The sequence below is a fragment of the Conservatibacter flavescens genome, from assembly GCF_002795425.1.
GTDB classification, from domain to species: Bacteria; Pseudomonadota; Gammaproteobacteria; order Enterobacterales; family Pasteurellaceae; genus Conservatibacter; species Conservatibacter flavescens.
The window spans coordinates 1-26,376 of record NZ_PHHA01000020.1 but is presented as its reverse complement, the minus strand read 5'-3'; the positions used below and the strand labels follow the sequence as shown (position 1 = coordinate 26,376).

Here is a 26,376-nt window from a genome sequence, read left to right as displayed (position 1 = left end):
TGAAAAAAACCGCACTTTTTACAAAGTGCGGTCAGATAAATATTTTTCTCTTGGAAATTATAATGCCTTAGCGACATTTTTTACACCAACTTTGATTCGTTGCTACTTTATCACTTGTAGTACGAATACCAAATTTTTCTTGTAATTCCGCTGCGGTTTTAGCCACTTCACCGCACTTAGGACAAGTATGTGGCAATTTAATAGTCCCTGACAAATTAAACCTCTCCACGTTGTTTTAATACTATATAAGCCATTTTTCTTTGTTTATCAGAAGATCCAAAAAAGCCTGTATTCTTTACAATATCTCTTAATTCACTACTTGATTTTGCCTCCATCTCTTGTTTCAAAGCCTGCATTTCTGCATTGTATTCGTTCATTGAATTTAAAGCAGATTTTGCTATTGTGCCAACAGTATTCAAAAAACTCATGATTTATTACTCCTCTAAAATTAATTCAATATGTTTTAGTTGTTATGTCAATAACAACTAAAAGGAGTATACTCCTTTACCTTTGAATAAAATTTAAGCTAAATGAAAACGATCAATTTTGGAAAGAAATTAATAAGAAATAAAAAGAAAAATGCCCTCGAAAACGAGGGCATTTAAATAGGTTTTGTTGATTAAGCGATTACTGCTTTTTCAACAACACGAACTAAAGTGTGTGATTTTGTTTTTGAAACAGGACGACATTCCTTAATTTCAACAATATCACCTACTTTTGCTTCGTTGTTTTCATCGTGTACGTGTAATTTCGTAGTACGACGGATAAACTTACCATAAAGAGGGTGTTTCACGAAACGCTCAATTGCGATTGTGAATGATTTATCCATTTTGTCACTGATCACACGACCTTGTACGGTACGAATTTTATCAGTCATTACTCACCCGCCTTTTCGGTTAATACAGTTTTCACTTGTGCGATTTGACGGCGCACTTGTTTTAACTGATGGGTTTGTTGAAGCTGACCGGTGGCTGCTTGCATACGCAACTTGAATTGCTCACCTAACAAGTTAACCAATTCAGCATTCAGCTCTTCAACACTTTTTGTACGTAGTTCTTGAGCTTTCATTACATCACCGTCTTAGTTACGAACGTTGTTTTAATCGGAAGCTTAGCCGCAGCTAATGCGAATGCATTACGCGCGATTTCTTCAGATACACCGTCCATTTCATATAACACTTTACCCGGTTGGATTAAGGCTACCCAGTACTCAACGTTACCTTTACCTTTACCCATACGGACTTCTAATGGTTTTTCAGTAATTGGTTTATCTGGGAACACACGGATCCAGATTTTACCTTGACGTTTAACAGCACGAGTCATCGCACGACGAGCGGCTTCAATTTGACGCGCAGTTAAACGACCACGACCAACAGCTTTTAAACCAAAGGTACCGAAGCTAACTTCTGTACCACCTGCAATACCACGGTTACGACCTTTGTGGACTTTGCGGAATTTTGTACGTTTTGGTTGCAACATTTAGCCGTTCTCCTTACTTACGACCTTTACCGCGAGGTGCCTTTTTAGGCGCGGCAGGTTGTTGTTCTGGTTGTTGTGCAATTGCAGCCATACCACCTAAAATCTCACCTTTGAAGATCCATACTTTAACGCCGATAACGCCGTAAGTAGTATGAGCTTCAGCAGTGCTATAATCGATGTCTGCACGAAGTGTATGTAGAGGTACTCGACCTTCACGATACCATTCTGAACGTGCAATTTCTGCGCCGCCTAAACGACCGCTTACTTCAACTTTGATACCTTTAGCTCCTAAACGCATTGCGTTTTGTACAGCTTTTTTCATCGCACGACGGAACATCACACGACGCTCAAGTTGAGAAGCAATACTATCTGCAACCAATTTTGCATCTAATTCAGGTTTTTTCACTTCAGCAATATTGATTTGCGCTGGAACACCTGCAATTTTTGCAACAGCATTACGCAATTTTTCAACATCTTCGCCTTTCTTACCGATTACGATACCTGGACGAGCTGTGTGAATAGTTACGCGGATACTTTTTGCTGGACGCTCAATTGTGATGCGTGAAACAGAAGCATTCGCTAACTCTTTATTTAAGAACTTACGTACTTTGAAATCGCCTTCTAAATTATCAGCGAAGTCTTGTGTATTCGCGAACCAAGTAGAGCTCCAAGGCTTAACAATACCTAGGCGAATACCATGTGGATGTACTTTTTGACCCATTTGCTATTCCTCTACGATTAACGATCTGACACAACCACAGTGATGTGGCTTGTACGTTTTAAAATACGATCTGCACGACCTTTAGCACGTGGCATAACACGTTTCATGCTTGGACCTTCATCAACGAAAATCTTCGCAACTTTAAGATCATCGATATCTGCACCGTCATTATGCTCAGCATTCGCAATAGCAGATTCTAAAACTTTTTTTACTAAAGCCGCAGCTTTTTTATTAGTATAAGTCAAAATCTCTAATGCAGCTGCTACTTTCTTGCCACGGATTAAATCCGCAACTAAGCGAGCTTTTTGCGCTGAAGTGCGAGCGTAACGATGTTTAGCAATAGTTTCCATCTTTTACCCCTTACTTCTTAGCTTTCTTATCCGCAGCGTGACCGCGGTAAGTACGAGTCGGTGCAAATTCACCTAATTTATGACCGATCATTTCATCAGAAATAAATACAGGAACGTGCTGACGACCATTATGGACAGCGATGGTCAATCCAATCATTGATGGAATGATCATTGAACGACGGGACCAAGTCTTAATTGGCTTTTTATCCCCGCTTTCCACCGCTTTCTCTACCTTCTTCAACAAGTGTAGGTCAAGGAAAGGACCTTTCTTGAGAGAACGTGGCATGGCTTATCCTCTTTTAATTAAAAATTATTTACCACGGCGGCGTACGATATATTTATCAGTACGTTTGTTATGGCGAGTTTTCTTACCTTTAGTTTGAACGCCCCATGGAGTCACAGGATGTTTACCAAAGTTACGACCTTCACCACCACCATGAGGGTGATCTACCGGGTTCATTGCTGTACCACGAACAGTTGGACGAATACCTCTCCAACGGCTTGCACCAGCTTTACCAAGCACACGTAACATATGCTCAGAGTTACCAACTTCACCGATAGTTGCATTACATTCTGCTAATACTTTACGCATTTCACCAGAACGTAGACGTAAAGTTACATAATTACCTTCACGTGCAATGATTTGTACATAGCTACCTGCAGAACGGGCAATTTGACCGCCTTTACCAGGTTTTAATTCAACGTTATGTACAGTTGAACCTACAGGAATGTTACGCATAGGTAAGCTATTACCTACTTTAATTGGTGCGTTAACACCTGCTTGGATTTGATCGCCAGCAGACAAACCTTTAGGTGCTAAAATATAACGACGTTCACCATCTTTATAAAGCACTAAAGCAATGTTTGCAGAACGATTTGGATCATATTCAAGACGCTCAACAACCGCAGGAATATCTAATTTATTACGTTTAAAATCAATTAGACGATAGTGTTGTTTGTGGCCACCACCAATATGACGGGTAGTGATACGACCATTATTGTTACGACCGCCCGTTTTAGATTTAGTATCTAATAACGGTGCATAAGGTTTACCCTTATGTAATTCTGCGTTAACAACTTTAACAACATGACGACGACCAGCGGAGGTCGGCTTACATTTAACGATAGCCATTTTCTTCTACTCCTCCGAATTACTCTGCCGCACCATCAAGGAAGTCTAATTCTTGACCTTCTTGAAGGGTTACATAAGCTTTTTTCCAGTCACTGCGACGTCCCATTCTTGCACCATGGCGTTTTGTTTTACCTTTCACTACCACAGTACGAACAGAATCCACTTTCACTTCAAATAATTGTTCAACTGCATTCGCAATTTCAACTTTGTTTGCATCTAATGCAACTTTGAAAACGATAGTGTTAGACTTCTCAGCGTTATTTGTTGCCTTTTCAGAGACATGTGGTGCTTTAAGCACTCTTAGCAAACGTTCTTGACTCATGCTAACATCTCCTCAATTTGTTTCACTGCATCTGCTGTCATAACTACTTTATCAAAAGCAATTAAACTTACTGGATCGATGCCTTGTACATCACGCACATCGACTTTGTAAAGGTTACGCGCAGCTAAAAATAGATTTTCATCTAAATTTGCAGTAATGATAAGCGCGTCAGTTAACGCCATATCTTTTAATTTTTGTACTAAAACTTTAGTTTTTGGCGCATCAATTTCAAATTTTTCTACCACAACCAAACGGTCTTGGCGAACTAATTCAGAAAGAATGCTCTTAATTGCGCCACGGTACATTTTTTTGTTCACTTTTTGGCTGTGATCTTGTGGTTTTGCTGCAAAAGTTACACCACCAGAACGCCAGATTGGTGACTTAATATCACCTGAACGAGCACGACCTGTACCTTTTTGACGCCAAGGTTTTTTACCTGAACCAGACACTTCAGCACGAGTTTTTTGTGCACGAGAACCTTGGCGAGCACCTGCTGCGTAAGCAACAACAACTTGGTGAACCAACGCTTCGTTAAACTCACGTCCGAAGGTAGTTTCAGAAACAGTCAATGCACCTTGTGCATCTTTTAATACTAATTCCATCTCTATCTCCTAGACTTATGCTTTAACTGCTGGTTTAACGATAACATTACCATTAGTTGCACCAGGAACAGCGCCTTTTACTAATAATAATTTACGCTCAGCATCAACACGAACCACTTCAAGGGATTGAACAGTTACACGTTCAGCACCTAAGTGACCCGCCATTTTCTTACCTTTAAACACACGACCTGGGGTTTGGTTTTGACCAATAGAACCCAACACGCGATGTGATAAAGAGTTACCATGGCTTGCATCTTGAGTACGGAAATTCCAACGTTTAACACCACCTTGGAAGCCTTTACCTTTCGATGTACCAGTAACATCAACTTTTTTAACATCTGCAAAGATGTCAACATTAATTTCTTGACCTAAAGTGAATTCTTCACCTTCAGTACGAAATTCCCATAAACCGCGACCAGCTTCAACACCTGCTTTCGCAAAATGACCCGCTTCTGGCTTAGTTACACGACTTGCTTTTTTTGTGCCAGTGGTAACTTGAATTGCAGAATAGCCATCTGTTTCAACAGTTTTAACTTGAGTAACACGGTTGGCTTCAATTTCGATTACTGTAACAGGTACAGAAACGCCATCTTCATTGAAGATACGAGTCATACCTACTTTACGACCGACTAAACCAATCATTGTAATAAACCTCTATTAACCTAGACTAATCTGCACGTCAACGCCGGCAGCTAAATCTAAACGCATTAATGCATCAACAGTTTTTTCTGTTGGCTCAACAATATCAACCAAACGTTTGTGAGTACGAATTTCGTACTGATCACGCGCATCTTTATTCACGTGTGGAGAAATCAACACAGTGAAACGCTCTTTACGAGTTGGTAACGGAATTGGGCCACGAACTTGAGCACCAGTACGTTTAGCTGTTTCTACGATCTCCGCAGTAGACTGATCAATTAAACGATGATCAAATGCTTTCAAGCGGATACGGATTCTTTGGTTCTGCATTAGACCAGAGCTCCAATAAATTTAGCTAATAATAAAACTGACACCATCACTTTTCCTACAAACAAAAAAGAAAAGGAAGTGCAGTTAACCTGTTATAGTCTCCAAATCGGAAACATTGTTAGCGCAACATATCGCTACGCCCATTTGATAAATGATTACATCAAATGACTTTCTATTCAGTAACGAATAGCAAAAGTGGGCGAATTATACGGTAGTTCATCATATTTTGCAAGTCTTTTTATGATGAGTTTTTTGAAATTTATTGATATAAAAAAACCAATAAAAATCAAAAATTTTGACCGCACTTTTTCTTTCAGATACCTTTCAATGGCTAAAAACGCTATAATCCCCCGTAAACATTAATCACAGCGCAAGCTACCAAATAGATCCATAAATTGAGGAAACTATGCATTCGCCTTATTACCGCGCCCGATTTTCCGTTGCGCCTATGCTTGATTGGACAACACGCCATTGCCGTTATTTTCATCGCCAATTCAGCCGTTATGCTTTGCTTTATACAGAAATGGTCACCACAGGTGCCATTATTCACGCAAAGTATGATCATCTTGCTTTTTCACTGGAAGAAAATCCCGTCGCTTTGCAGCTCGGCGGTTGCGATCCTGAGCAATTGGCATTTTGTGCGCAAAAAGCAGAGGGTTATGGTTATCAAGAAATCAATTTAAATGTGGGCTGCCCTTCTGATCGCGTGCAAAACGGTATGTTCGGTGCTTGTCTAATGGCAAAGGCGGACTTAGTGGCAGAATGCGTAAAAAAAATGCAAAAAACCACCGCACTTCCTGTCACAATTAAAACGCGAATTGGTATTGATGACTTAGATAGTTATGAATTTTTATGCGAATTTGTAGGTAAAACCCATCAAGCTGGCTGTAACGAATTTATCATTCATGCCCGTAAGGCTTGGTTGTCAGGCTTAAGTCCAAAAGAAAACCGTGAAATCCCACCACTGGATTATGAACGGGTTTATCAATTAAAACAGGACTTCCCGCAACTCAAAATCAGCATTAACGGCGGAATTAAAACCATAGAAGAAATGCAACAGCATCTGCAATATGTGGACGGTGTCATGATCGGACGAGAGGCCTATCAAAACCCGAGTTTACTGGGACATATTGATCGAGCATTATTTGATGAAAATGCGCCTATTGTATCCAGTCGAGAAGCGGTGGAAAAAATGTATCCATATATTGAGAAAGAATTATCTCAAGGGACGCAGTTAAATCATATTGTACGTCATATGATCGGCGCATTTCAAAGTTGTAAAGGCGCTCGTCAATGGCGACGTTATTTAAGTGAAAATGCATTCAAACCTGGCGCAGGAATTGAAGTGGTTCAACAAGCCTTAACATTTGTTGAAGCCTAATTTATTATGGCCGATATTACAGAGGCATGCGGCCAATTTAATCTGACCGCATGTTCTGTTAAATCCCTTTTAATCGCGCATAAATTTCGGCAAACCTTGCCCGTTTCTCTTGATATTGCTGATGACGAGCAAGATTCGGTTCATACACCTGTTCTAGCGGTAGCGGTTTGCATATATCCCTTAAAAGTGCGGTTGGATTTAGTGCAATTTGTGCTAATTTCGCCGCACCCAATGCCGGGCCTACATCGCCACCGGTGCGATATTCAAAGGTTCTGCCACTGACATCCGCAAGCAGTTGTCGCCAGTAAGCGCTTTTCGCACCGCCACCGATAAGCGTGATATTGCCGGCTTGCACGCCGGTTTCATGCAATACATCAATGCCTTGAGCAAGCGCAAAACTCACCCCTTCCACCACCGCTTTTGCCATGGTCGCTTGGTTATCATTATGGTTCAACCCCCAAAATACGCCTTTGGCATAAGGGTCATTATGGGGGGTGCGTTCGCCTGATAAATACGGTAAGAAAATAGCATCAGAGTTAACCGCACTTTGCTCCACTTGATTAAATAAACTCACGATATCGTTAATGCCTAGGGCTTTATTCGCCCAATCCACTGCAGAGGCTGCACTGAGCATGACTGACATTAAATGCCAACGGTTTGGCAAGGCATGACAGAAACTGTGCACGGCTTTTTCAGGGTTAGCGGTAAATTTATCGCTGACCACAAAATATACGCCGGAAGTGCCGAGCGAGAGCATGGCTTGTCCACTTTCATATAAACCGATACCGATAGCCCCAGCTGCATTATCACCGCCGCCAGCCACCACAGGAACCGCATTCATATCCCATTTTTCAGTGAGTTCAGGAAGTAAATAACCGGTAATCTGATTGCCTTCAAATAAAGTCGGCATATGTTCACGGCTTAATCCGCAAACATTCAACAATTCATCATTCCAATCCCGTTTTGCCACATCAAGCCACATTGTACCTGCGGCATCGGACATGTCCGTTGCGTATTCCCCTGTCATCAGCAGACGCAAATAATCTTTTGGTAACAATACTTTGGCTATGTTTTTAAAGCATTGCGGTTGGTTTTTCGCTATCCATTTCAGTTTCGGTGCAGTAAAACCGGGCATCATGAGATTACCGGTAATCTCACGAGAATTTGGAACCGATTGTTCCAGTTCTGTGCATTCCGCAAAACTGCGCCCGTCATTCCATAAAATTGCTGGCGCTAAAGTGCGGTCGTTTTTATCTAAAATTGTTGCACCGTGCATTTGCCCAGTTAAACCGATGGCTTTAACGGTTTTCAAATCATGCTTGCTTGCAAGCTCAAGCATAGCGGCGTTGGTGGCATTCCACCAGTCTTGTGGATTTTGTTCCGACCAAAGGGGTTGTGGGCGGGATATAGGGAGTGAATGCGTACTTGTTGCGATGATATTTTGTGCTTCATCAAGCAATACCGCTTTGACGCCGGAAGTGCCGAGATCGATACCGATGTACATAATATTTTCCTTATGTTATCGAAAACGTCAACCGTAGGGACGTATTGCATACCCCCCTACGTTGCCTTTACAGAATTAAATTTAACGATAAATATAAGAATTTACCAAATTTTCCAGATATTCTTGTTGACCGGAAACCGGTTGTGGGTTGATATTACCTTGTTCAACAGTTTTTGCCAAACTCTCCAATGAAGCCTGACCGTTCAGGATTTGTTGACCGATACCTTGATCCCAACCCGCATAACGCTGTTCAACAATATTTTTCAATAGGTCATTTTCCATCATTTTTGCTGCATTTTTCAAGGACAATGCCAACACATCAATCGCCCCAATATGGGCATGGAATAAATCATACGGATCAGTACTTTGACGACGGATTTTCGCATCAAAGTTAAATCCACCGGTAGTAAAACCGCCGTGTTTTAAGATTTCATACATAATTAATGTATTTTCTTCCACGCTGTTCGGGAATTGGTCGGTATCCCAGCCTAATTGCGGATCGCCACGGTTAGCATCAATTGAACCGAAAATATCCAACGCACAAGCAGTGGCGATTTCGTGTTGGAAAGTATGTCCTGCAAGGGTGGCGTGATTTGCCTCAATGTTGACTTTGATTTCTTTTTCCAAACCAAATTGTTTTAAGAAACCATACACGGTTGCCACATCGTAGTCATATTGGTGTTTAGTTGGTTCTTGCGGTTTCGGTTCGATTAATAATGTACCTTTGAAGCCGATTTTATGTTTGTGTTCCACCACTAGTTGCATAAAGCGACCGATTTGTTCACGCTCCCGTTTTAAATCGGTATTGAGTAAGGTTTCATAACCCTCGCGACCGCCCCATAATACATAGTTTTCACCGCCTAAACGTTGAGTGGCGTTCATGGCATGAAAAACTTGTGTCGCAGCCCAAGCAAACACTTCTGGATTTGGATTGGTAGAAGCGCCTGACATATAACGTGGGTTAGTAAAGCAGTTTGCCGTACCCCATAATAATTTTACCCCAGTTTCCGCTTGTTTTTTCGCTAAAATATCCACAATAGTGTTGAAATTGCTGATATATTCTTTGATATTGTTACCTTCTGGGGCAATATCCACATCGTGAAAGCAGTAGTAAGGCACGCCTAATTTGGACAGAAATTCAAAAGCAATATCTGCTTTTTGTTTTGCTCCGGCAAGCGGATCAGCCTGTTTTTGCCAGCTACGATCAAGGGAGCCAACACCGAACATATCGTTACCGTTCCAGCAGAACGTATGCCAATAAGCCACCGCTAAACGTAAATGTTCTGCCATAGTTTTACCGAGAATAATTTGGTTGGCATCATAATGTTTATAAGCGAACGGATTAGTTGAATCCGCACCTTCATAATTAATTTTCTCAATTTTGTCAAAATAGTGAGTCATAGTGATTACCTCGCATGAAATTAAGTTCAAGCTAATCATTTCCGAAAACGCCCTATCTATCAATTACGTTATTTTGTTTTTGCATTTCGATTATTCATTATTGTGGCATAGCTCACAAAAGTGAAAAAACGTAATGGGATTAAAAAATTTAGCAATTGAACGCTTTATTGTTCCTGTTAAAACTATGGACAGGGTGAGTTGTATTTGCTCTGAAACCAAGTTAGTTCAATTCTTAGGAGATGTCATTATGAAAATGAAAAAGGTGTTATTGTCGTTGGCTGTTGCATTCGGTTTATGTGCAGGCACTGCTATGGCAAAAGATTTAACTATTGGTATGTCCATTGATGATTTACGTTTGGAGCGTTGGCAAAAAGACCGCGATATTTTTGTGAACAAGGCGGAAAGTTTAGGGGCGAAAGTATTTGTGCAATCCGCCAACGGTAATGACCAAACCCAAGTATCACAAATTGAAAATATGATTAATCGCGGTGTGGATGTGTTGGTGATTATTCCGTTTAACGGCGAAGCATTGAGCAATGTTATTGCCGAAGCCAAACGTGAAGGGATTAAAGTATTGGCTTATGACCGTTTAATCAATAATGCGGATTTGGATTTTTATGTCTCTTTCGATAATGAGAAAGTGGGCGAATTACAAGCGGAAAGCATTGTCGCGGTAAAACCGGAAGGGAATTATTTCTTAATGGGCGGTTCGCCTGTGGATAACAATGCGAAATTATTCCGTAAAGGTCAAATGAAAGTGTTACAGCCGTTAATTGACAGCGGCAAAATTAAAGTGGTGGGCGATCAATGGGTGGATTCATGGCTGGCAGAAAAAGCCTTACAAATTATGGAAAATGCCTTAACCGCCAATAAAAATAATATTGATGCCGTCGTCGCCTCTAATGATGCCACCGCAGGCGGTGCGATCCAAGCGTTAAGCGCACAGGGGCTTGCGGGTAAAGTGGCAATTTCAGGACAGGATGCGGATTTAGCAGGGATTAAACGTATTGTCGCCGGTAGCCAAACCATGACGGTATATAAACCGATTAAAGCCCTTGCAGACAAAGCCGCAGAAATTGCGGTAGAACTCGGTAAAAATGAAAAAGTAGAACAAAATGCGGTGTTAAATAACGGTATGAAAGATGTTCCGGCTTATTTATTAAGTCCGATTGCGGTGAATAAAGCCAATATTGATGACACCATTATTAAAGACGGTTTCCATAGCAAAGAAGCGGTTTATCAATAACATTCAGTAGGGACGAGGCACGCCCCGTTCCTACGATAGAATACAGCAAGGAGTTCGGTTATGGCTCAACTATTAAAAATGGAAAATATCACCAAAAAATTCGGTGAAGTGACCGCACTTAATAAAATTTCTATTGAATTGGAAGCCGGCGAAATTTTATCCCTTTGCGGTGAAAACGGTTCAGGTAAATCCACCTTAATGAAAGTGCTGTGTGGTATTTATCCTTATGGCACTTATAGCGGCGATATTTATTTTTCCAATGAAAAACTCACCGCCAATCATATTAAAGATACGGAAGATAAAGGCATTGCGATTATCCATCAAGAATTGGCATTAGTGAAAACCATGTCGGTTCTGGAAAATATGTTTCTCGGTAATGAAATTACTCAATCAGTCATAACCGACGACAATGAAATGTATTTACGCTGTCAAACGCTATTAAAGCAAGTACAACTAGATGTCGACCCGCATACCATTGTGGGCGAATTGGGTTTAGGGCAACAGCAATTAGTCGAGATAGCCAAAGCCTTAAGTAAACAAGTTCGGTTATTAATTTTAGATGAACCCACAGCCTCACTTACCGAGAAGGAAACGGGCATTTTGCTCAATCTTATCAAAGATCTGAAAGCCCATAATATCGCTTGTATTTATATTTCTCACAAACTGAATGAGGTGAAAGCCATTTCCGACAAAATCTGTGTGATTCGTGACGGTGAACATATCGGCACACGTCGTGCGGAAGGTATGAGTGAAGACGATATTATCACCATGATGGTTGGGCGAGAAATTACTTCCTTGTATCCTCACGAGCCGCACGAAATCAAAGGCGAAGTCTTGCGTGCGGAAAATATTACGGCATGGCATCCGGTCAATACCCATATTAAGCGGGTGGATAATGCCAGTTTCAGTTTACATCAAGGGGAAATTCTCGGCATTGCCGGCTTGGTGGGTTCCGGTCGAACGGAATTGGCACAATGTCTATTCGGTTCATATCAAGGCAAATCGGCAGGCAACATTTTTATGCACGGCAATCCAGTGAAAATCAAAAATTGTGCTCAAGCCATTGAAAATAAAATTGTGATGGTGCCAGAAGACCGCAAAAAACACGGCATTATTCCCATTATGGGAGTAGGGAAAAATATTACCCTTGCTTCCCTGCGACAATATTGTTTTTCCAAACAAGTCATTAATGAACCGCTGGAAGAAACCATTATTCATCAATCTATTGCTAAATTAAAAGTGAAAACATCCTCCCCTGAATTGGCAATTGGACGACTTAGCGGCGGTAATCAACAAAAAGCCATTTTAGCTAAATGCTTGCTACTTGAACCACAGGTATTGATTCTTGATGAACCGACACGAGGTATTGATGTTGGGGCAAAATATGAAATATATAAACTGATTAATCAACTGGCTCAAGAAGGTATGGCAATCATTGTGATTTCATCGGAATTGCCGGAAGTATTGGGCATTAGCGATCGAGTACTGGTGATGCATCAAGGCAAAATCAAAGCAGATTTAATCAATAACAACCTAACCCAAGAGCAAGTGATGGAAGCGGCGTTGAAGGAGTAATTTATGTCAAAATTAAAATCAATTAATTTGCAAGTGTATATTATGTTTATTGCCATTGCAGTAATTATGGTGTTTTTCTCATTTGCTACCGACGGGGCTTATTTAAGCGCAAGAAATATTTCCAATTTATTACGCCAAACCTCTATTACGGGAATCTTGGCCATCGGTATGGTATTTGTGATTATTTCTGCTGAAATTGATTTGTCCGTCGGTTCTCTGATGGGGTTGCTCGGTGGTTTTGCGGCCATATCAAACGTTTGGTGGAACTGGCCACTCTCTCTGACGATTATCGTGACCCTTGCATTAGGTTTAGCCCTCGGCGCATGGTCAGGTTGGTGGGTCGCCTATCAAAAAGTACCGTCTTTTATTGTTACATTGGCAGGATTATTGGCATTTCGAGGAGTGCTTATCGGATTAACCAATGGCACAACCGTCTCACCAATCAGCCAAGATATGACCTTAATCGGTCAAGGTTACTTGCCTGATACCGTAGGGATGATCATCGGTATCATGGCGATCTGTGGCTTTGTGGCTTGGAGCAGCTATCAACGCAAAGCGCGTCAAAAGTTGAATTTAATTGTCCCTACCGCAGGTAAAGAAACTGTGAAATATGGTATTTTCGCTATTCTCGTATTAGGGGCAATTTATTTGCTTAACGATTATCGTGGTATTCCTGCACCAGTTTTAATTCTCTGTATCCTAGCGGTTATCGGCATGTTTATTGCACGTAAAACGGCTTTCGGTCGCCATATTTATGCTATCGGCGGCAACATTGAAGCTGCAAGATTATCAGGTATCAATGTCGAAAAAACCAAACTGATTATTTTCGCTATGAACGGTTTGATGGTGGCTATTGCAGGATTAATTCTCAGTGCGCGGCTGGGGGCGGGTGCGCCTTCTGCGGGACAAAATGCCGAGCTCGATGCCATTGCCGCTTGTGTTATCGGTGGAGCTAGTTTAGCCGGTGGTATCGGCACAGTGTATGGTGTGATTGTCGGCGCATTTATCATCGCTTTACTGGATAACGGCATGAGTATGCTGGATGTGCCAACATTCTGGCAATATATCGTCAAAGGCGGTATTTTATTATTAGCGGTGTGGGCGGATACAATCAGTAAGAAAAAAGCATAAGCCTTAAATCACTCAAACAGAAAGTGCGGTGGATTTACAAAAAATTTTGTAAAAACCCACCGCACTTTTTATTGAAACGGATCAAATAAAGGGACATTTAATGCAATAAAATCTGTTGTATTACGTGTCACTAAAGTAAGTTTATGCTGTATTGCACAAGCGGCAATCAGCGCATCATTATAAGGTCGTTTGTCCGGCACATGTAATTGAGCGCAAATCCTTACTGTATGCTCGTCGATCGATAAAATTCGTCCTTTAAATGTAGGGAGAACATATTGATCAAACCATTGTTGTAATTGAAAATATTGTGCAATATCCCCACGATGTTTAACACGCAAAATACCTTGTTCAAGCTCTAATAAAGTGATGGCACTGATATAACATTGATCAAATTCAATACTGCTTACCCATTGTATTACACCTTGATTTGCCTTGTTTTGGCTGATTTTACGCACTTCGGAAATAATATTTGTGTCCAGTAAATACATTAAAAGTCGATCTCCCGTTCAACTATTTCCGCCCGTTTAAAATCGACTTCAATTTCGTCACATTGTGGACAAGTCAGTGCCTCTAACAAGGTTTTCTTCTTACCGAGTAAATTCATATATTCTTGATAATTCAACAATACATATTCCAAATTACCTCGATTGGTAATAAATACGGGTTCCACTTGTGATTGTCTTTGAGCATACGTAGTACGCTGATTAAATTCTCGTGCAGTGACTATCATATTATCCTCCTTACCTCCACCCAATGTAGTCATGTTACTACATGATAAAAAAGTTAACAAATAAACTTTTTCAAAACTCACCGCACTTTTCTCTTAAATTATTGTTATAATTAGATAAGTCTGGTTTAAATAGGATAATGTCTACCGATGATGGAACAAAAAAACTACCGCATTGCCCTACTCTTCAATGCGAATAAGGTTTATGACCGAGGGGTAGTGGAAGGTGTCGGGCAGTATTTACAAGCCTCTCAATGCACTTGGGATATTTTTGTGGAAGATGATTTTGTATACCATAAGGAAACCATTGAAAGCCTCTCCATTGACGGTATTATTGCTGATTTTGATGATTTAGAAACAGCAACTTTATTAAAGGATCTGCAATTGCCCATTATCGGTGTAGGCGGCTCTTATCAAAACCCAGATTTTTACCCCAAGTTACCTTATATTGCCACCGATAATTATGCTTTAGTGGAAGCCGCATTTCTTCATCTTAAACATAAAGGTATTTCCAATTTTGCCTTTTACGGATTAGAAACAGAACAAGAAAAACATTGGTCTAAGGAACGCCAATCTGCTTTTTTAGATTTAATGCAACGTGATGAATATCATGGTTATGTGTATTCCTGCGGCCAAATCAATGCGACAAATTGGCTTAACTCCCAGCGCCAGCTTGGTGATTGGTTAAAAACCTTGCCGAAACATACCGGCATTATTGCCGTAACTGATGCGCGAGCAAGGCATGTATTACAGGCTTGTGAAGATTTAAAAATCGCGGTTCCCGATCAGCTTTGTGTCATCGGTATTGATAACGAAGAGCTAATCCAATATTTATCCCGTGTTTCCCTTTCTTCCGTCGCACAAAGCACCCAAGAGATCGGCTATCAAGCGGCCAAATGGCTCCATCGCCTGTTATCCGATCAACCGGTAAGCAATAAACCTCTTTTAATTCCGCCACTTAAAGTCATCGAGCGCAGTTCAACAGACTACCGCTCCCTCCGAGATCCCTTAGTCATTCAGGCCATGCACTTTATTCGCCATCGGGCTTGTCACGGGATTAAAGTGGAACAAGTATTGGATCATTTACGCACCTCTCGCTCTAATTTAGAGGCGCGTTTTAAAGGGGAAATGAACAAAACAATCCACCAAGTCATTCACGAAGAAAAAATTAACCGCGCCAAATACTTGTTATTACAAACGGATTTACCCATTCAAGAGATTGCCGATGTGTGTGGTTATCCCTCATTACAATACTTTTATTCCGTATTTAAAAAAGCATTCGACAAAACACCGAAAGCATATCGAGATATACGTAGAGTGCGGTAGATTTAAAAAATTTTTTACCAAACGACCGCACTTTATTTCAATGAGGTATTATTTAATACTCCCTAAGGTTTGTGCTAAAACCTCTAATTTAAATGGCTTGTTTAACACCGGATAAGGCTGCGATGCTAAATTGTTTGTATGATTTCCAGTCATTAATAATATTTTAATGTTAGGAAAATGTTGTTTAGCAAAATGGGCAACATCAAGACCACTCATTTTATTTGATAAAACAATATCGGATAAAAGATAGTCTATGTGACGTCCCGATTTTTCTAAAAACGCAATAGCACGTTCGCCAGAGTTTACGTCGATGACGTTATACCCCACGCTACTTAACTGCTCTACTAAGGTTTCACGTAATGTCGCTTGGTCTTCGACAAGTAATAATGAGCAAGGTTTATGTACTGCTTGCGCTGATGTGATAAGCGTTGTTTCATTAGTCTGACCACTTTCTCGTAAAATCGGCAGCTGTAAATGAATTGTCGTGCCTTTGCCTAATATGGATTCAATAAGTACTCTGCCTTTGGATTGACGAATAAATCCATACACCATGGATAAACCCAACCCATTTCCTCTGCCGTTTTCTTTGGTGGTAAAAAAGGGTTCAAAGACATGTTTTTGAATTTCTTGAGCCATGCCACACCCTTCATCAATGATAGAAAGCTGTAACATATCTTCTTGCCGGTGAGTACGCTGAACCAATAATCTTTTAGATTGAATAATAATTTGCCCCACATCATTCATGGCATCTTTCGCATTCACAATAAGATTCACTAACGCGGTCTCCAGTTGATTGCGATCCATATAGGCAGGCGGTAAATTCTCACTTAAATCTAACCGCACTTTTATCGTACTCGGGATACTGTGCTTAATAAAATCTTTAAATTCTAAAATAAATTGGTTGAGATCAATACCAGTAGGACGCAACGGTTGTTTTCTCGCATAAGCCAGTAAACGCTGAGTCAGTGTTGCACTGGTTTCTGCTGCTTTTAATGCGCGATTTAAACGTAACTGCTGTCTTTCCTGCAAAGATGCCGGATCAATCAGATCCAAGTTACCAATAATGACAGCAAGGAGATTATTAAAATCATGGGCAATGCCTCCCGCAAGTTGTCCCATCGTTTGCATTTTCTGACTATGGGCTAAATCATGTTGGAAAGAATGAAATGCCCGGGCAAGATCACCTATCTCGTCCTTTGACGATTGTTGTGGAATTTGAACTGTTTTATCACCCTCTGAAAATTTTTTTAAGGCTGACGTAATTGAGTACAGCCGTTTGCCTATGAGCGTGTAAATATAGGTACCTAAAATAATAATTAAGATAATCACAGCGCATGTAAAAACAGAAATAGACGTTGTTTTGTGGGATAAATATTGTTGGATTTCATTTGAGACGATATTGACATTTTCCACTTTATTTTTTGCAAGGGCCGTATATTCCCCATCAATTTTCTTGACTAAAGCATCGACTTTATACGTTAAAAACTTAATTCTTAGATTAACTTCTACGAGTTTTCTTGCCTCATGAATAATTTCAGTAAATTTGTTTTCCAGTTTTAAAAACTCCGCATAAATATCCGGTTGCTGACTCACCGCAGGTAGAAAAGAAAAAACTGATTGAATGCTTACAAACATTTCTGGCGAAAAAGAGGCTAAGGTCGATTGTTCTATTAATTTTTCGATTTTTTCTAGCTGCAAGATAAATGCCCGAGAGATATTAGATTTTTGCCCCAATCGTTTAACATGTCTAATATAAAGCAAACTTTGATTTAATCCACTTAAGATATCCGTATGGCTAATATGTCGTTTGTGAGACTGCTGTAACAGAGCTTGGATACTTTCTTCCAGTGAGTCAATGGTTAACATAATATTACGAAACTGTTCATCTTTCCCCATCTCGGTTTGTTTAGCTTGGGAAAGTAAGGTGTGTAATTGATTGACATGTTCAGTGAGTAAGCGAGATTCTTCTTTATATTCCAACGCATTAATAATTTGGGTTAAACGCGTAGAATAGGTTGAAATTTGAGCGGTTTTAATCCCTAAAGTCATCGTAAAAAACATTTGATTTAGTGATCTATCTCGCAAATCTGACAAAGAGTTATAAGTACTATTTAAACCAATAATCGCCGTTAAACTAATAAAAATCACGAGTAAAATCGCAGTAATCACAAAGGTAAATAATCGAGATCTCACACTGTAATATTTTGAAATTAAATATTTTTTCTGCGCTTTCATTTTGTTATACCGCAATATTTTCACACTAGATTGAATTATTTTAAAAGCCTTTAACACATAAATTATGACAATTATGAATGAAACACGAAATTTTTCATTCATATTCCTGTGTTATTAATAAGCGCATGATCAAGTTTTGAGGTGAATTCAAAATGACACATGCAACATTGCCCCTATTAGAAATGAAAGAGATTGCTAAAAAATTTGGTGATTTCTATGCATTAAAAAATGTGAGTTTAGACATTCACAAGGGAGAAATTCATGCATTAATGGGAGAAAATGGCGCAGGGAAAAGTACATTAATGAAAATTCTAGCCGGTGCTTATACTGCCACATCTGGTGAAATTAAAATTGATGGACACCCTTATGTCATTTCTTCTCCCAAAGCAGCCATTGACGTTGGTATTAGCTTAATTTACCAAGAAATTCAATTATCACCCAATTTAACTGTTGCTGAAAATATCTTTCTTGGCCGAGAAATTAAAACCCTATTCGGTCTAAATCGAACCCAAATGGAAGACGAGGCTCAAAAGGCATTAGATCGTTTAGGCGCACAGTTTAATGCATCTCAGAAAGTCTCCTCTTTAACCATTGCCGAACAACAACAAGTCGAAATTGCACGAGCCTTACATCGCAATACCAGCATTTTAGTCATGGATGAACCCACTGCTGCGCTCTCCACCCGTGAGACAGAGCGTTTATTTGACATCATAAAACGTTTACGTGATGAAGGTATGGCTATTATTTATATCAGTCATCGCATGGCTGAAATTTATGAATTAGCCGATCGCGTCAGCGTGTTACGAGATGGACTTTATGTGGGGTCATTGCAGCGCGATGAATTAAACGCGAACGCCTTAGTTCAAATGATGGTTGGTCGCTCTCTTACGGATTTATTCAATAAAGAAAAAGTCGAATATGGCGAAGAAGTGTTACGCATAGAAAACCTTGCCGATAATAATAAAGTGAAATCGGCCTCACTGACCATTCGAGCCGGCGAAATTATCGGTTTATCCGGACTTGTTGGTTCAGGACGTTCCGAATTAGCCCATTTACTATTTGGTGTTTCTCAGCCAACACAAGGCAAGATTTATTTAAATGGTCAAGCTATCAAGCTCAAATCACCAAGAGATGCCATAGACAAAAAAATCGCATTATTGCCCGAGAACCGAAAAGAAGAAGGATTATTTCTGAATCTTAATATTTTGCAAAATATTACGATGGCCACCATAGAACGCGATGCTAATTTTATGGTGATAAATCAATCTAAAGCAAAAGCCGCCGCAGATAATGCGATTCAAGGCCTGAAAATGCGTGTACCTAACGCAAATGTCAATGTCAGCAGTTTATCTGGAGGTAATCAACAAAAAGTATTGCTTTCACGTTGGATTGAAATCCAGCCCAAATTATTCATTCTTGATGAACCCACAAGAGGGGTAGATGTCGGGGCAAAAAGTGAGATATACCGCATGATGATAGAAATGGCAAAACAAGGGGTTGCCATACTCATGATATCCAGTGAATTACCTGAAATTATTGGCATGAGCGATCGCGTTTATGTGATGAGAGAAGGCCATATTGTCAGTGAATTACAACAGGACATCACTCAAGAAAAAATTATGGCCTTTGCTTGTGGCGCACAATAAGTTTGGAGGAAATAAAAATGAGTAACACCGTAGGCACTAAACCGAGTTTCAAAAAAATAGCATTTGCTGATGCTATGCAGGCAATGGGCATTTTACCTATTTTGATTTTAATTGTCGTCGTATTCTCATTCATTGCGCCCAATTTTATGACGGAAGCCAATATGATGAATATTACCCGGCAAGCCTCCATCAATATTGTATTAGCCGCAGGCATGACTTTTGTTATTTTGACCGGAGGGATTGATTTATCTGTTGGATCTATTTTGGGTGTGACCGCTGTCATGGCTCTAGTCAGTTCTCTAAATCCTATGTTAGCGGATTTCGCCGTCCCAATCGCATTAATTGCGGGATTGGGCATGGGGATATTTAACGGGATTTTAGTGGCTTACGCGGGTTTACCCCCATTTATTGTGACACTTGGAACATATACTGCGCTACGTGGAGTGGCTTATCTTGTGGCAGATGGCACAACGGTTATCAATTCAAAAATTAGCTTTTCTTGGATCGGTAATGGGTATTTAGGTTCTGTGCCTTACCTCGTGATTATTGCGTTTTCTGTCATTGCAATTTGTTGGTTTATTTTACGTCGGACGACACTCGGCACACATATTTATGCCGTCGGAGGCAATATTCAGGCAGCGCGATTAACCGGTATTAAAGTTTCCTTAGTATTGATTTTTGTGTATGCCACAAGTGGCTTGTTATCCGGTCTTGGTGGAGTGATGAGTGCTTCACGTTTATATAGCGCCAATGGCAATTTGGGCATGGGGTATGAATTAGATGCCATTGCCGCAGTGATTTTAGGCGGGACAAGCTTTGTGGGCGGTATCGGCACAATTACCGGCACATTAATTGGCGCACTTATCATCGCAACGCTTAATAACGGTATGACTTTAATGGGAGTGTCATATTTTTGGCAACTCGTTATCAAGGGTGGGGTAATTATTGTAGCTGTACTTATTGATAAATATCGTACTCGCAATCATTCAGCTTAGGAGAAACAATGATGAAATTAAAAACATTAGCAATGTCCATGATACTGGCAATTGGCATGACTTCTGTCGCCCAAACGAAAGAACTGAAATCTATTGGGATTACCGTAGGCGATTTAGCTAACCCATTCTTTGTGCAAATTGCAAAGGGTGCTGAACTGAAAGCTAAAGAACTGGCAGGAGATAAGGTCAATGTTACTGCGGTATCAAGCGGTTACGATTTAGGGCAACAAGTCGCACAAATTGATAATTTTATTGCGGCAAAAACAGACATGATTATTTTAAATGCTGCGGACTCGAAAGGGATTGGACCTGCGGTACAACGTGCTCGTGATGCGGGTATTATTGTTGTTGCAGTAGATGTATCTGCCGATGGTGCTGACGCTACTGTCACGTCAAATAATTACCAAGCGGGTGAAATCGCTTGTCAAAAAATTGTAGAAAAAATTAATGAAAAAGGCAATGTGATCATTATTAACGGCCCACCAGTCTCTGCGGTACAAGATCGGGTTAAAGGCTGTATGGATATACTCGCAAACTATAACGAAATTAATTTACTCTCCCATAACCAAAATGCAAAAGGTAGTCGTGAGGGCGGTTTGGAAGTGATGACGTCATTATTGATTGCTCACCCGAAAATTGATGCTGTTTTTGCCATTAATGATCCCACTGCTATTGGTGCAGACTTAGCGGCGAAACAAGCTCAACGTAATGAGTTCTTTATTATGGGAGTAGATGGCTCGCCTGATGGTGAAGATGCATTAAAACAAGAAAACAGTTTATTTATGGGTACACCAGCCCAAGATCCTCAAGTGATGGCTTCTGAAGCAGTGAAAATTGGCTATGACATTTTACAAGGTAAAGATGCGCCAAAAGAACCTGTTTTAATTCCTGTAACACTTATCGATCGTAATAATATCAAAGATTACAAAGGTTGGACGGTGAAATAAATCACACTAGGGCGTATTTACGCCCTATATTTTTTCGACCATAGAATTAAACAAATAACCGGTACCTCGAACCGTTTGAATAAAGGTGGGATTTTTAGGATTAGGTTCTATTTTTTTGCGTAAACGCATAATTAACACATCAATAGTGCGGTCAAAAATTTCAAAGTTTTCGCTATGTGTTAATTCTAATAATTTTTGTCTAGATAACATTTTTTGGGCATTTAATACCAGTGCATAAAGTAACGTATATTCACCTTGAGTTAAAACGACTTCATGCTTTTGTGGTGAAAATAACTTATGGTTTTCAACATCTAAAAACCATTTATTAAATAGAAATCCTGTTGACTGGTATTCAGTGGAAAATGGTAGTGGTTGGCTACGTCGAATTGCAGCCTTAACTCTTGCAACCACGACACGAGGATAAAAAGGCTTGGCGATATAATCATCTGCGCCCATTTCCAAGCCAACCACAATATCTGACTCAGAATCTAATCCGCTAAGCATAATAATAGGTAGATTCTTAATGGCCCTTAGTTGTTGTAACAATACTAAACCATTAATATCGGGCAAAATGAGATCTAATAAAATCAGTGCAATATCTGAGTTAGATTGCAGTATAGACAATGCTTCTGTCGCATTTTGTGCGACAAAAGTGTGATACCCATGTTCATCAAATATATCGGTGAGTAGCTCACAAATTTGAGTATCATCGTCAATAATGAGAATCGCGGTATGTGCCATAAATGACCTCATATCAAATCACAATGGGGCCAGTATAACGAATTTCATATTGGAATAGTATGTGCTATTCCTGATTTTGTGAATCAATTCAAATTTTAGGAGTAATTATGCGAATTGGTATTGATTTAGGTGGAACCAAAATTGAAGTGATTGCCCTGTCAGATTCAGGTGAAACACTTTTCCGTAAGCGCGTCCCCACACCAAGAGGGTCGTACTCTGATACCTTATCCGCCATTAAAATGTTGGTTGATGAGGCGGAATGCGCAACAGGACAAGTCGGCACCGTTGGAATTGGTATTCCCGGTACGCTTTCGCCCTTGAACGGTAAAGTGAAAAATGCCAATTCAGTGTGGTTAAACGGGCAAAAATTAGACCAAGATCTGACCGCACTTTTACAACGGGAAGTGCGCGTTGCCAATGATGCCAATTGCATGGCTGTTTCCGAAGCAACAGATGGCGCGGGAGCAGGCAAAGCTGTTGTACTTGCCTTGATCTTAGGCACAGGTTCCGGCTCCGGAATTGTGATTAACGGCAAACCGATTAATGGTGCGAATGGCTTAGGTGGAGAGTGGGGACATAATCCTTTGCCTTGGTTAGACGAAGAAGAGTTAGCCATAGCTAACGCAAATCAATGTTATTGTGGAAAGCATGGGTGTGTGGAGCAATTCGTTTCCGGAACAGGCTTGTGTGACGATTATGCACGTCGCGCAGGGATTCGGTTAAAGGGCGATGAGATAGTTCAATTAGCAGAACAAGGCGATCTTAATGCCGAACTTTCCTTACAGGCCTATGAACGACGCTTAGCAAAAGCATTAGCCGCATATATGAATATATTAGATCCAGACGTTGTGGTTTTTGCCGGTGGCATCTGCAATATTGAACGCTTATATACCTCAATCCCTAAACTACTACCGGAATATATTTTTGGTAAAGAATGCCATACGGAAATCAAAAAAGCAGCACATGGTGATTCTAGTGGCGTGCGTGGTGCGGCTTGGTTATGGCCACTTGACCATCAATCAGGTAAATAATAAGGAGTATACATGAAACGCTCTGACATTAATCATGCTATAGAGAAAGCGAAATTGGTCATGCAACAACATTCTTTTTGTTTGCCACCTTTTGCCTATTACCACTTAACAGACTGGCAAAATAATGTGACAAATTCACACGAAATTCAACAAGCGCATCTAGGTTGGGATATTACTGACTTTAATTTAGGGGATTTTGCCAATGTCGGGTTAAGCCTGTTCACCCTCAGAAATCAATCCCCAAATAATGACAAACCTTATGCTGAAAAAATTATGGTTGTTCATACTGGACAAGTGACACCTATGCATTATCACTGGAAAAAAATGGAGGATATTATTAATCGCGGTGGGGGGAATTTAATTGTGCAACTTTATCACCGCAATGAAGATACGGATTTATTAGATTATGAAAAACCGGTGCAAATTAGTATAGATGGTGAACAACGCACAATTAAAGCGGGAGAAAAAATTTGTTTGTCTCCGGGCCAAAGTATTTGCCTTTATCCATTGCTATATCATAGCTTTTGGGCCGAGAACGATGCGGTCTTGGCCGGAGAGGTTTCTATGGCCAATGATGATTTAACAGATAATCGCTTTTTAGAACCATTGGGGCGATTTTCTCATATTGAAGAAGATGTCCAACCCATACATTTACTTTGTAGTGATTATAAGGAGTTTTTATGTCGTTAATAAATTTAAAAGATATGTTAGCCGTTGCCGATCAACACAAATTTGCAGTTGGCGCATTTAATGCCATTGATTCGAATTTTATTGATGCTGTATTTACTGCGGCAGAACAAAGTCAGTCTCCTGTTATCATCAATGTCGCAGAAGTGCATTTACAATACATTGATTTAGAAGCAACCAGTGAATACATTAAGAAAAAAGCAACATATCATCATGTGCCGGTGTGTTTAAATCTTGATCATGGTTTAACCTTAGCTACAGTAAAACGGGCCATTGATTGCGGTTTTTCATCCGTGATGTTTGATGGTTCCCATTTACCTTATCAAGAAAATATTGAGAAAACCCGCGAAGTGGTGGAACTTTGTCGCCCTTATAATATTTCGGTGGAAGGTGAACTAGGGGCTGTAGGAGGTGATGAGGGAGGCGCACTGGAAAGCCAAGCAGATGAATCCCTCTATACCAATATTAGTCAAGCCATAGAGTTTGTTACCCAAACGGGTGTCGATGCATTGGCTGTAGCCATCGGCAATACTCATGGCAAATATAAAGGCACGCCTAAACTTGATTTTGAGCGCTTAAGCCAAATACATCAATTGGTAAATGTACCATTGGTATTACATGGCGGTTCAGGATTAAGCGAGACCGATTTTCGCACCACTATTGAACATGGTATTTGTAAAATTAACTTTTTTACTGGTATGTCACAAGCAGCCTTAACTCAAATAACCCAAGATATTCAGGCGGAATACTTAGACAATAAATATAATTACTACTTGATGATGATGGCCAATACGCAAAATGCTATTGCTCAAACAGTTTGCGAACAAATGAGAATTTTTAATAGTATCAATAAGGCGCATTTATATGGAAAAGCGTAATGGTATTTTAGCAATCGGTAACTTACTGATTGATCGAACCTTAGTTGTTTCTGAATACCCTCAGGAATCCATGCTGACAACAATTACCCATGTTGAAAAACATTGTGGAGGCGGCTGCACGAATATATTATTTAATCTGGCAAAACTGGATCCCCACTTACCATTATTTTTAAGTGGTGCCGTAGGTGATGACCCTGAAGGCGCAATGATTCTTAAGCAGGCTAAAAACAAAGCCATTGATGTCAGTCAAGTGGTAACTGTCGATCTACCCACATCTTTCACCGACGTCATGATTAACCGCCAAACCGGTGATCGGACTTTTTTCCATTATGTTGGTGCTATGGGATTATATGACGCACAACATTTTGTAAGCGAGCGGTTTTTTTTGCATAAATTAACAAGATTTTTTGCATAGATTAAAATAAAATTCTATGCAAAATAAAGTGTTAAAAAAGCCCTTTAAAATCTACTTTAAAGAGCTTTTAAATTATCTAAAACTTGTAAACCAAATTATCTTCATATTTGCCGTTATGACTGGCTGAGGCTTGAATCGCTATACGTTTATAATTTTCAAACGCCTGCCAGTTATCAGCCTTGCTCTCCATCAAATAATCAATAAAGCGAATAAACTCACTTTTTGTTGAGCTGAAGAAGATGTAAGGTGGTTCGGTTAAATGGATTAGGCGTAAAAAGTCGATTAAATCAAAATAACGCTCTTGCTTATAACTTTCCTGTCTTGTGCAAAGGTATGGTGGATCAAGCACTAACAACACTTTTTCCTTGCCCTTAAAACGAGGAATAAGGGTATGAAATGACTCTCGAATAATTGTAACACCATCTAAATATCCCCCCGCTTCAGGGTAATCACTTTGTCGGACACAATGCCAAAAATCATGACTGTATAATTCGTCTAAAGTTGCCACTTGATTACCTGAAAATAACAACCAAGAAGAAAGGCTTGCAAGGTCAATAAAACCATTAAATTCTTTGATTTTATTAATAATTTTCTCTTTCAAAGCCTTGTCTAATCGTTTATTTCTTGGTACAATACCGTCAACAATTTGAAAGATCTCTTGGCGTAGTTTATTAATGTCGTCGATGTGTTTCAGTCGTTCGCTATAACCATCAAAGTCATTGTAAATCACTTCCGCCACTGGTTTTGTGCGCTTTGCAGTTTCGCTTAATAACCCCGAACCGCCGAATACATCAATAATCGTCCAGCCCTTGCCGTCCCCTTGAATATTCTCGTTTAAAACCTGTTTAAACTGGTTTAAAAACATTCGTTTTTGTCCAACAAACGGCAGCGGAGCTTGTTTAAACATAGTACGCGCCTTGCTTGCTTGCTTGCTTG

32 protein-coding genes are annotated in these 26,376 nt (G+C 40.0%); 12 read left to right on the top strand and 20 right to left on the bottom strand.

The genetic code is table 11. The features are described 5' to 3' along the window. Positions 1–67 precede the first annotated feature (67 nt). The 13 genes from CVP05_RS12650 to rpsJ all read right to left on the bottom strand — a co-directional run bounded on the left by CVP05_RS12650 (position 68) and on the right by rpsJ (position 5,574). Entirely contained in the window at positions 68–214 is a 147-nt protein-coding gene (locus tag CVP05_RS12650; RefSeq protein ID WP_165773146.1) for a hypothetical protein, read from the bottom strand. A 1-nt stretch (position 215) separates the two neighbouring features. Next, entirely contained in the window at positions 216–428 is a 213-nt protein-coding gene (locus tag CVP05_RS08510; RefSeq protein ID WP_100289147.1) for a hypothetical protein, read from the bottom strand. 191 nt (positions 429–619) lie between these two features. Then, positions 620–877 carry a 30S ribosomal protein S17 gene (gene rpsQ / locus CVP05_RS08505; protein WP_100289146.1) on the bottom strand — a complete coding sequence of 86 codons (258 nt, stop codon included), beginning with the start codon at positions 875–877 and terminating at the stop codon, positions 620–622. Continuing rightward, positions 877–1,068, bottom strand: a complete 192-nt coding sequence (gene rpmC / locus CVP05_RS08500) for a 50S ribosomal protein L29 (protein WP_100289145.1) — start codon at positions 1,066–1,068, stop codon at positions 877–879. The genes rpsQ and rpmC overlap by 1 nt, the downstream gene beginning before the upstream one ends. Further along, a complete protein-coding gene (rplP, locus tag CVP05_RS08495; RefSeq protein ID WP_100289144.1) occupies positions 1,068–1,478 on the bottom strand; it encodes a 50S ribosomal protein L16 in 411 nt (136 codons plus the stop codon). Before rplP ends, rpmC begins: the two co-directional genes overlap by 1 nt. 13 nt (positions 1,479–1,491) lie before the next feature. After that, a complete protein-coding gene (rpsC, locus tag CVP05_RS08490; protein ID WP_100289143.1) occupies positions 1,492–2,199 on the bottom strand; it encodes a 30S ribosomal protein S3 in 708 nt (235 codons plus the stop codon). A gap of 17 nt (positions 2,200–2,216) precedes the next feature. Then, entirely contained in the window at positions 2,217–2,549 is a 333-nt protein-coding gene (rplV, locus tag CVP05_RS08485) for a 50S ribosomal protein L22 (RefSeq protein WP_012072223.1), read from the bottom strand. 10 nt (positions 2,550–2,559) lie between these two features. After that, a complete protein-coding gene (gene rpsS / locus CVP05_RS08480; RefSeq protein WP_100289142.1) occupies positions 2,560–2,835 on the bottom strand; it encodes a 30S ribosomal protein S19 in 276 nt (91 codons plus the stop codon). 24 nt (positions 2,836–2,859) lie between these two features. Further along, positions 2,860–3,681, bottom strand: a complete 822-nt coding sequence (gene rplB / locus CVP05_RS08475; RefSeq protein ID WP_100289141.1) for a 50S ribosomal protein L2 — start codon at positions 3,679–3,681, stop codon at positions 2,860–2,862. 19 nt (positions 3,682–3,700) lie between these two features. Continuing rightward, positions 3,701–4,003: a 50S ribosomal protein L23 gene (rplW, locus tag CVP05_RS08470; protein ID WP_100289140.1), complete on the bottom strand. Its 303-nt coding sequence runs from the start codon at positions 4,001–4,003 to the stop codon at positions 3,701–3,703. Beyond that, positions 4,000–4,605 carry a 50S ribosomal protein L4 gene (gene rplD / locus CVP05_RS08465; protein WP_100289139.1) on the bottom strand — a complete coding sequence of 202 codons (606 nt, stop codon included), beginning with the start codon at positions 4,603–4,605 and terminating at the stop codon, positions 4,000–4,002. The genes rplW and rplD overlap by 4 nt, the downstream gene beginning before the upstream one ends. A 15-nt stretch (positions 4,606–4,620) precedes the next feature. Then, positions 4,621–5,247: a 50S ribosomal protein L3 gene (gene rplC, locus CVP05_RS08460; protein ID WP_100289138.1), complete on the bottom strand. Its 627-nt coding sequence runs from the start codon at positions 5,245–5,247 to the stop codon at positions 4,621–4,623. A gap of 15 nt (positions 5,248–5,262) precedes the next feature. Beyond that, positions 5,263–5,574, bottom strand: coding sequence for a 30S ribosomal protein S10 (gene rpsJ / locus CVP05_RS08455; protein WP_001181005.1), 312 nt, complete (start codon positions 5,572–5,574; stop codon positions 5,263–5,265). A gap of 406 nt (positions 5,575–5,980) precedes the next feature. On the opposite strand from rpsJ, the gene dusA reads away from it, so the two are divergent. Further along, positions 5,981–6,955 carry a tRNA dihydrouridine(20/20a) synthase DusA gene (dusA, locus tag CVP05_RS08450; RefSeq protein ID WP_100289137.1) on the top strand — a complete coding sequence of 325 codons (975 nt, stop codon included), beginning with the start codon at positions 5,981–5,983 and terminating at the stop codon, positions 6,953–6,955. A 58-nt stretch (positions 6,956–7,013) separates the two neighbouring features. Here dusA and xylB read toward each other — a convergent pair whose 3' ends face one another. Further along, positions 7,014–8,459: a xylulokinase gene (gene xylB, locus CVP05_RS08445; protein ID WP_100289136.1), complete on the bottom strand. Its 1,446-nt coding sequence runs from the start codon at positions 8,457–8,459 to the stop codon at positions 7,014–7,016. Between the two features lie 81 nt (positions 8,460–8,540). Further along, entirely contained in the window at positions 8,541–9,860 is a 1,320-nt protein-coding gene (xylA, locus tag CVP05_RS08440; protein WP_100289135.1) for a xylose isomerase, read from the bottom strand. A gap of 247 nt (positions 9,861–10,107) precedes the next feature. Here xylA and xylF point away from each other — a divergent pair, with 247 nt between their 5' ends. Genes xylF through CVP05_RS08425 form a run of 3 tightly spaced genes read left to right on the top strand, consistent with a single transcriptional unit; the run spans position 10,108 to position 13,812 of the window. After that, on the top strand, positions 10,108–11,106 hold the full coding sequence (gene xylF / locus CVP05_RS08435) for a D-xylose ABC transporter substrate-binding protein (protein WP_100289274.1): 999 nt from the start codon (positions 10,108–10,110) through the stop codon (positions 11,104–11,106). 60 nt (positions 11,107–11,166) lie between these two features. Next, positions 11,167–12,681 (top strand): D-xylose ABC transporter ATP-binding protein, encoded by a 1,515-nt coding sequence (xylG, locus tag CVP05_RS08430; RefSeq protein WP_100289134.1) that lies wholly within the window; start codon positions 11,167–11,169, stop codon positions 12,679–12,681. Positions 12,682–12,684: 3 nt separating this feature from the next. Beyond that, positions 12,685–13,812, top strand: coding sequence for a sugar ABC transporter permease (locus CVP05_RS08425; protein WP_100289133.1), 1,128 nt, complete (start codon positions 12,685–12,687; stop codon positions 13,810–13,812). Between the two features lie 68 nt (positions 13,813–13,880). On the opposite strand, the gene CVP05_RS08420 is transcribed toward CVP05_RS08425, so the two are convergent. Beyond that, on the bottom strand, positions 13,881–14,300 hold the full coding sequence (locus CVP05_RS08420) for a type II toxin-antitoxin system VapC family toxin (RefSeq protein WP_100289132.1): 420 nt from the start codon (positions 14,298–14,300) through the stop codon (positions 13,881–13,883). Continuing rightward, positions 14,300–14,542: a hypothetical protein gene (locus CVP05_RS08415; RefSeq protein WP_100289131.1), complete on the bottom strand. Its 243-nt coding sequence runs from the start codon at positions 14,540–14,542 to the stop codon at positions 14,300–14,302. The genes CVP05_RS08420 and CVP05_RS08415 overlap by 1 nt, the downstream gene beginning before the upstream one ends. Positions 14,543–14,689: 147 nt before the next feature. Here CVP05_RS08415 and CVP05_RS08410 point away from each other — a divergent pair, with 147 nt between their 5' ends. Beyond that, positions 14,690–15,865 (top strand): XylR family transcriptional regulator, encoded by a 1,176-nt coding sequence (locus CVP05_RS08410; protein ID WP_423739130.1) that lies wholly within the window; start codon positions 14,690–14,692, stop codon positions 15,863–15,865. Between the two features lie 48 nt (positions 15,866–15,913). On the opposite strand, the gene CVP05_RS08405 is transcribed toward CVP05_RS08410, so the two are convergent. Further along, the gene (locus CVP05_RS08405; protein ID WP_100289130.1) at positions 15,914–18,100 is read right to left on the bottom strand and encodes a hybrid sensor histidine kinase/response regulator; all 2,187 of its coding nucleotides are present in this window, start codon (positions 18,098–18,100) and stop codon (positions 15,914–15,916) included. Positions 18,101–18,252: 152 nt separating this feature from the next. Between CVP05_RS08405 and CVP05_RS08400 the strand changes: the two genes are divergently transcribed. From CVP05_RS08400 to CVP05_RS08390, 3 genes are read left to right on the top strand one after another with little or no spacing between them, the layout of a single operon-like run. Further along, on the top strand, positions 18,253–19,746 hold the full coding sequence (locus CVP05_RS08400; protein WP_100289129.1) for a sugar ABC transporter ATP-binding protein: 1,494 nt from the start codon (positions 18,253–18,255) through the stop codon (positions 19,744–19,746). Between the two features lie 17 nt (positions 19,747–19,763). After that, a complete protein-coding gene (locus tag CVP05_RS08395; protein WP_100289128.1) occupies positions 19,764–20,741 on the top strand; it encodes an ABC transporter permease subunit in 978 nt (325 codons plus the stop codon). An 11-nt stretch (positions 20,742–20,752) separates the two neighbouring features. Continuing rightward, on the top strand, positions 20,753–21,688 hold the full coding sequence (locus CVP05_RS08390; RefSeq protein WP_100289272.1) for an ABC transporter substrate-binding protein: 936 nt from the start codon (positions 20,753–20,755) through the stop codon (positions 21,686–21,688). Between the two features lie 24 nt (positions 21,689–21,712). On the opposite strand, the gene CVP05_RS08385 is transcribed toward CVP05_RS08390, so the two are convergent. Then, positions 21,713–22,429 (bottom strand): response regulator, encoded by a 717-nt coding sequence (locus tag CVP05_RS08385; protein WP_100289127.1) that lies wholly within the window; start codon positions 22,427–22,429, stop codon positions 21,713–21,715. Between the two features lie 107 nt (positions 22,430–22,536). Between CVP05_RS08385 and mak the strand changes: the two genes are divergently transcribed. The 4 genes from mak to CVP05_RS08365 are packed head-to-tail and all read left to right on the top strand — an operon-like array spanning position 22,537 to position 25,440. Beyond that, a complete protein-coding gene (mak, locus tag CVP05_RS08380) occupies positions 22,537–23,460 on the top strand; it encodes a fructokinase (protein WP_100289126.1) in 924 nt (307 codons plus the stop codon). Positions 23,461–23,472: 12 nt separating this feature from the next. Continuing rightward, the gene (locus CVP05_RS08375) at positions 23,473–24,150 is read left to right on the top strand and encodes a D-lyxose/D-mannose family sugar isomerase (RefSeq protein ID WP_100289125.1); all 678 of its coding nucleotides are present in this window, start codon (positions 23,473–23,475) and stop codon (positions 24,148–24,150) included. Further along, positions 24,141–25,025 carry a ketose 1,6-bisphosphate aldolase gene (locus CVP05_RS08370; RefSeq protein ID WP_100289124.1) on the top strand — a complete coding sequence of 295 codons (885 nt, stop codon included), beginning with the start codon at positions 24,141–24,143 and terminating at the stop codon, positions 25,023–25,025. The genes CVP05_RS08375 and CVP05_RS08370 overlap by 10 nt, the downstream gene beginning before the upstream one ends. Then, positions 25,012–25,440: a carbohydrate kinase family protein gene (locus CVP05_RS08365; RefSeq protein ID WP_100289123.1), complete on the top strand. Its 429-nt coding sequence runs from the start codon at positions 25,012–25,014 to the stop codon at positions 25,438–25,440. The genes CVP05_RS08370 and CVP05_RS08365 overlap by 14 nt, the downstream gene beginning before the upstream one ends. Before the next feature lie 76 nt (positions 25,441–25,516). Here CVP05_RS08365 and CVP05_RS08360 read toward each other — a convergent pair whose 3' ends face one another. Beyond that, a complete protein-coding gene (locus tag CVP05_RS08360) occupies positions 25,517–26,347 on the bottom strand; it encodes a hypothetical protein (protein ID WP_243389224.1) in 831 nt (276 codons plus the stop codon). Positions 26,348–26,376: the final 29 nt, after the last annotated feature.

Excerpts from the sequence above, each read along its gene's own strand:
- CVP05_RS08510 (WP_100289147.1), bottom strand. The coding sequence starts at position 428 with ATGAGTTTTTTGAATACTGTTGGCACAATAGCAAAATCTGCTTTAAAT.
- rpsQ (WP_100289146.1), bottom strand. The coding sequence starts at position 877 with ATGACTGATAAAATTCGTACCGTACAAGGTCGTGTGATCAGTGACAAA.
- rpmC (WP_100289145.1), bottom strand. The coding sequence starts at position 1,068 with ATGAAAGCTCAAGAACTACGTACAAAAAGTGTTGAAGAGCTGAATGCT.
- rplP (WP_100289144.1), bottom strand. The coding sequence starts at position 1,478 with ATGTTGCAACCAAAACGTACAAAATTCCGCAAAGTCCACAAAGGTCGT.
- rpsC (WP_100289143.1), bottom strand. The coding sequence starts at position 2,199 with ATGGGTCAAAAAGTACATCCACATGGTATTCGCCTAGGTATTGTTAAG.
- rplV (WP_012072223.1), bottom strand. The coding sequence starts at position 2,549 with ATGGAAACTATTGCTAAACATCGTTACGCTCGCACTTCAGCGCAAAAA.
- rpsS (WP_100289142.1), bottom strand. The coding sequence starts at position 2,835 with ATGCCACGTTCTCTCAAGAAAGGTCCTTTCCTTGACCTACACTTGTTG.
- rplB (WP_100289141.1), bottom strand. The coding sequence starts at position 3,681 with ATGGCTATCGTTAAATGTAAGCCGACCTCCGCTGGTCGTCGTCATGTT.
- rplW (WP_100289140.1), bottom strand. The coding sequence starts at position 4,003 with ATGAGTCAAGAACGTTTGCTAAGAGTGCTTAAAGCACCACATGTCTCT.
- rplD (WP_100289139.1), bottom strand. The coding sequence starts at position 4,605 with ATGGAATTAGTATTAAAAGATGCACAAGGTGCATTGACTGTTTCTGAA.
- rplC (WP_100289138.1), bottom strand. The coding sequence starts at position 5,247 with ATGATTGGTTTAGTCGGTCGTAAAGTAGGTATGACTCGTATCTTCAAT.
- rpsJ (WP_001181005.1), bottom strand. The coding sequence starts at position 5,574 with ATGCAGAACCAAAGAATCCGTATCCGCTTGAAAGCATTTGATCATCGT.
- dusA (WP_100289137.1), top strand. The coding sequence starts at position 5,981 with ATGCATTCGCCTTATTACCGCGCCCGATTTTCCGTTGCGCCTATGCTT.
- xylB (WP_100289136.1), bottom strand. The coding sequence starts at position 8,459 with ATGTACATCGGTATCGATCTCGGCACTTCCGGCGTCAAAGCGGTATTG.
- xylA (WP_100289135.1), bottom strand. The coding sequence starts at position 9,860 with ATGACTCACTATTTTGACAAAATTGAGAAAATTAATTATGAAGGTGCG.
- xylF (WP_100289274.1), top strand. The coding sequence starts at position 10,108 with ATGAAAATGAAAAAGGTGTTATTGTCGTTGGCTGTTGCATTCGGTTTA.
- xylG (WP_100289134.1), top strand. The coding sequence starts at position 11,167 with ATGGCTCAACTATTAAAAATGGAAAATATCACCAAAAAATTCGGTGAA.
- CVP05_RS08425 (WP_100289133.1), top strand. The coding sequence starts at position 12,685 with ATGTCAAAATTAAAATCAATTAATTTGCAAGTGTATATTATGTTTATT.
- CVP05_RS08420 (WP_100289132.1), bottom strand. The coding sequence starts at position 14,300 with ATGTATTTACTGGACACAAATATTATTTCCGAAGTGCGTAAAATCAGC.
- CVP05_RS08415 (WP_100289131.1), bottom strand. The coding sequence starts at position 14,542 with ATGATAGTCACTGCACGAGAATTTAATCAGCGTACTACGTATGCTCAA.
- CVP05_RS08410 (WP_423739130.1), top strand. The coding sequence starts at position 14,690 with ATGATGGAACAAAAAAACTACCGCATTGCCCTACTCTTCAATGCGAAT.
- CVP05_RS08405 (WP_100289130.1), bottom strand. The coding sequence starts at position 18,100 with ATGAAAGCGCAGAAAAAATATTTAATTTCAAAATATTACAGTGTGAGA.
- CVP05_RS08400 (WP_100289129.1), top strand. The coding sequence starts at position 18,253 with ATGACACATGCAACATTGCCCCTATTAGAAATGAAAGAGATTGCTAAA.
- CVP05_RS08395 (WP_100289128.1), top strand. The coding sequence starts at position 19,764 with ATGAGTAACACCGTAGGCACTAAACCGAGTTTCAAAAAAATAGCATTT.
- CVP05_RS08390 (WP_100289272.1), top strand. The coding sequence starts at position 20,753 with ATGAAATTAAAAACATTAGCAATGTCCATGATACTGGCAATTGGCATG.
- CVP05_RS08385 (WP_100289127.1), bottom strand. The coding sequence starts at position 22,429 with ATGGCACATACCGCGATTCTCATTATTGACGATGATACTCAAATTTGT.
- mak (WP_100289126.1), top strand. The coding sequence starts at position 22,537 with ATGCGAATTGGTATTGATTTAGGTGGAACCAAAATTGAAGTGATTGCC.
- CVP05_RS08375 (WP_100289125.1), top strand. The coding sequence starts at position 23,473 with ATGAAACGCTCTGACATTAATCATGCTATAGAGAAAGCGAAATTGGTC.
- CVP05_RS08370 (WP_100289124.1), top strand. The coding sequence starts at position 24,141 with ATGTCGTTAATAAATTTAAAAGATATGTTAGCCGTTGCCGATCAACAC.
- CVP05_RS08365 (WP_100289123.1), top strand. The coding sequence starts at position 25,012 with ATGGAAAAGCGTAATGGTATTTTAGCAATCGGTAACTTACTGATTGAT.
- CVP05_RS08360 (WP_243389224.1), bottom strand. The coding sequence starts at position 26,347 with ATGTTTAAACAAGCTCCGCTGCCGTTTGTTGGACAAAAACGAATGTTT.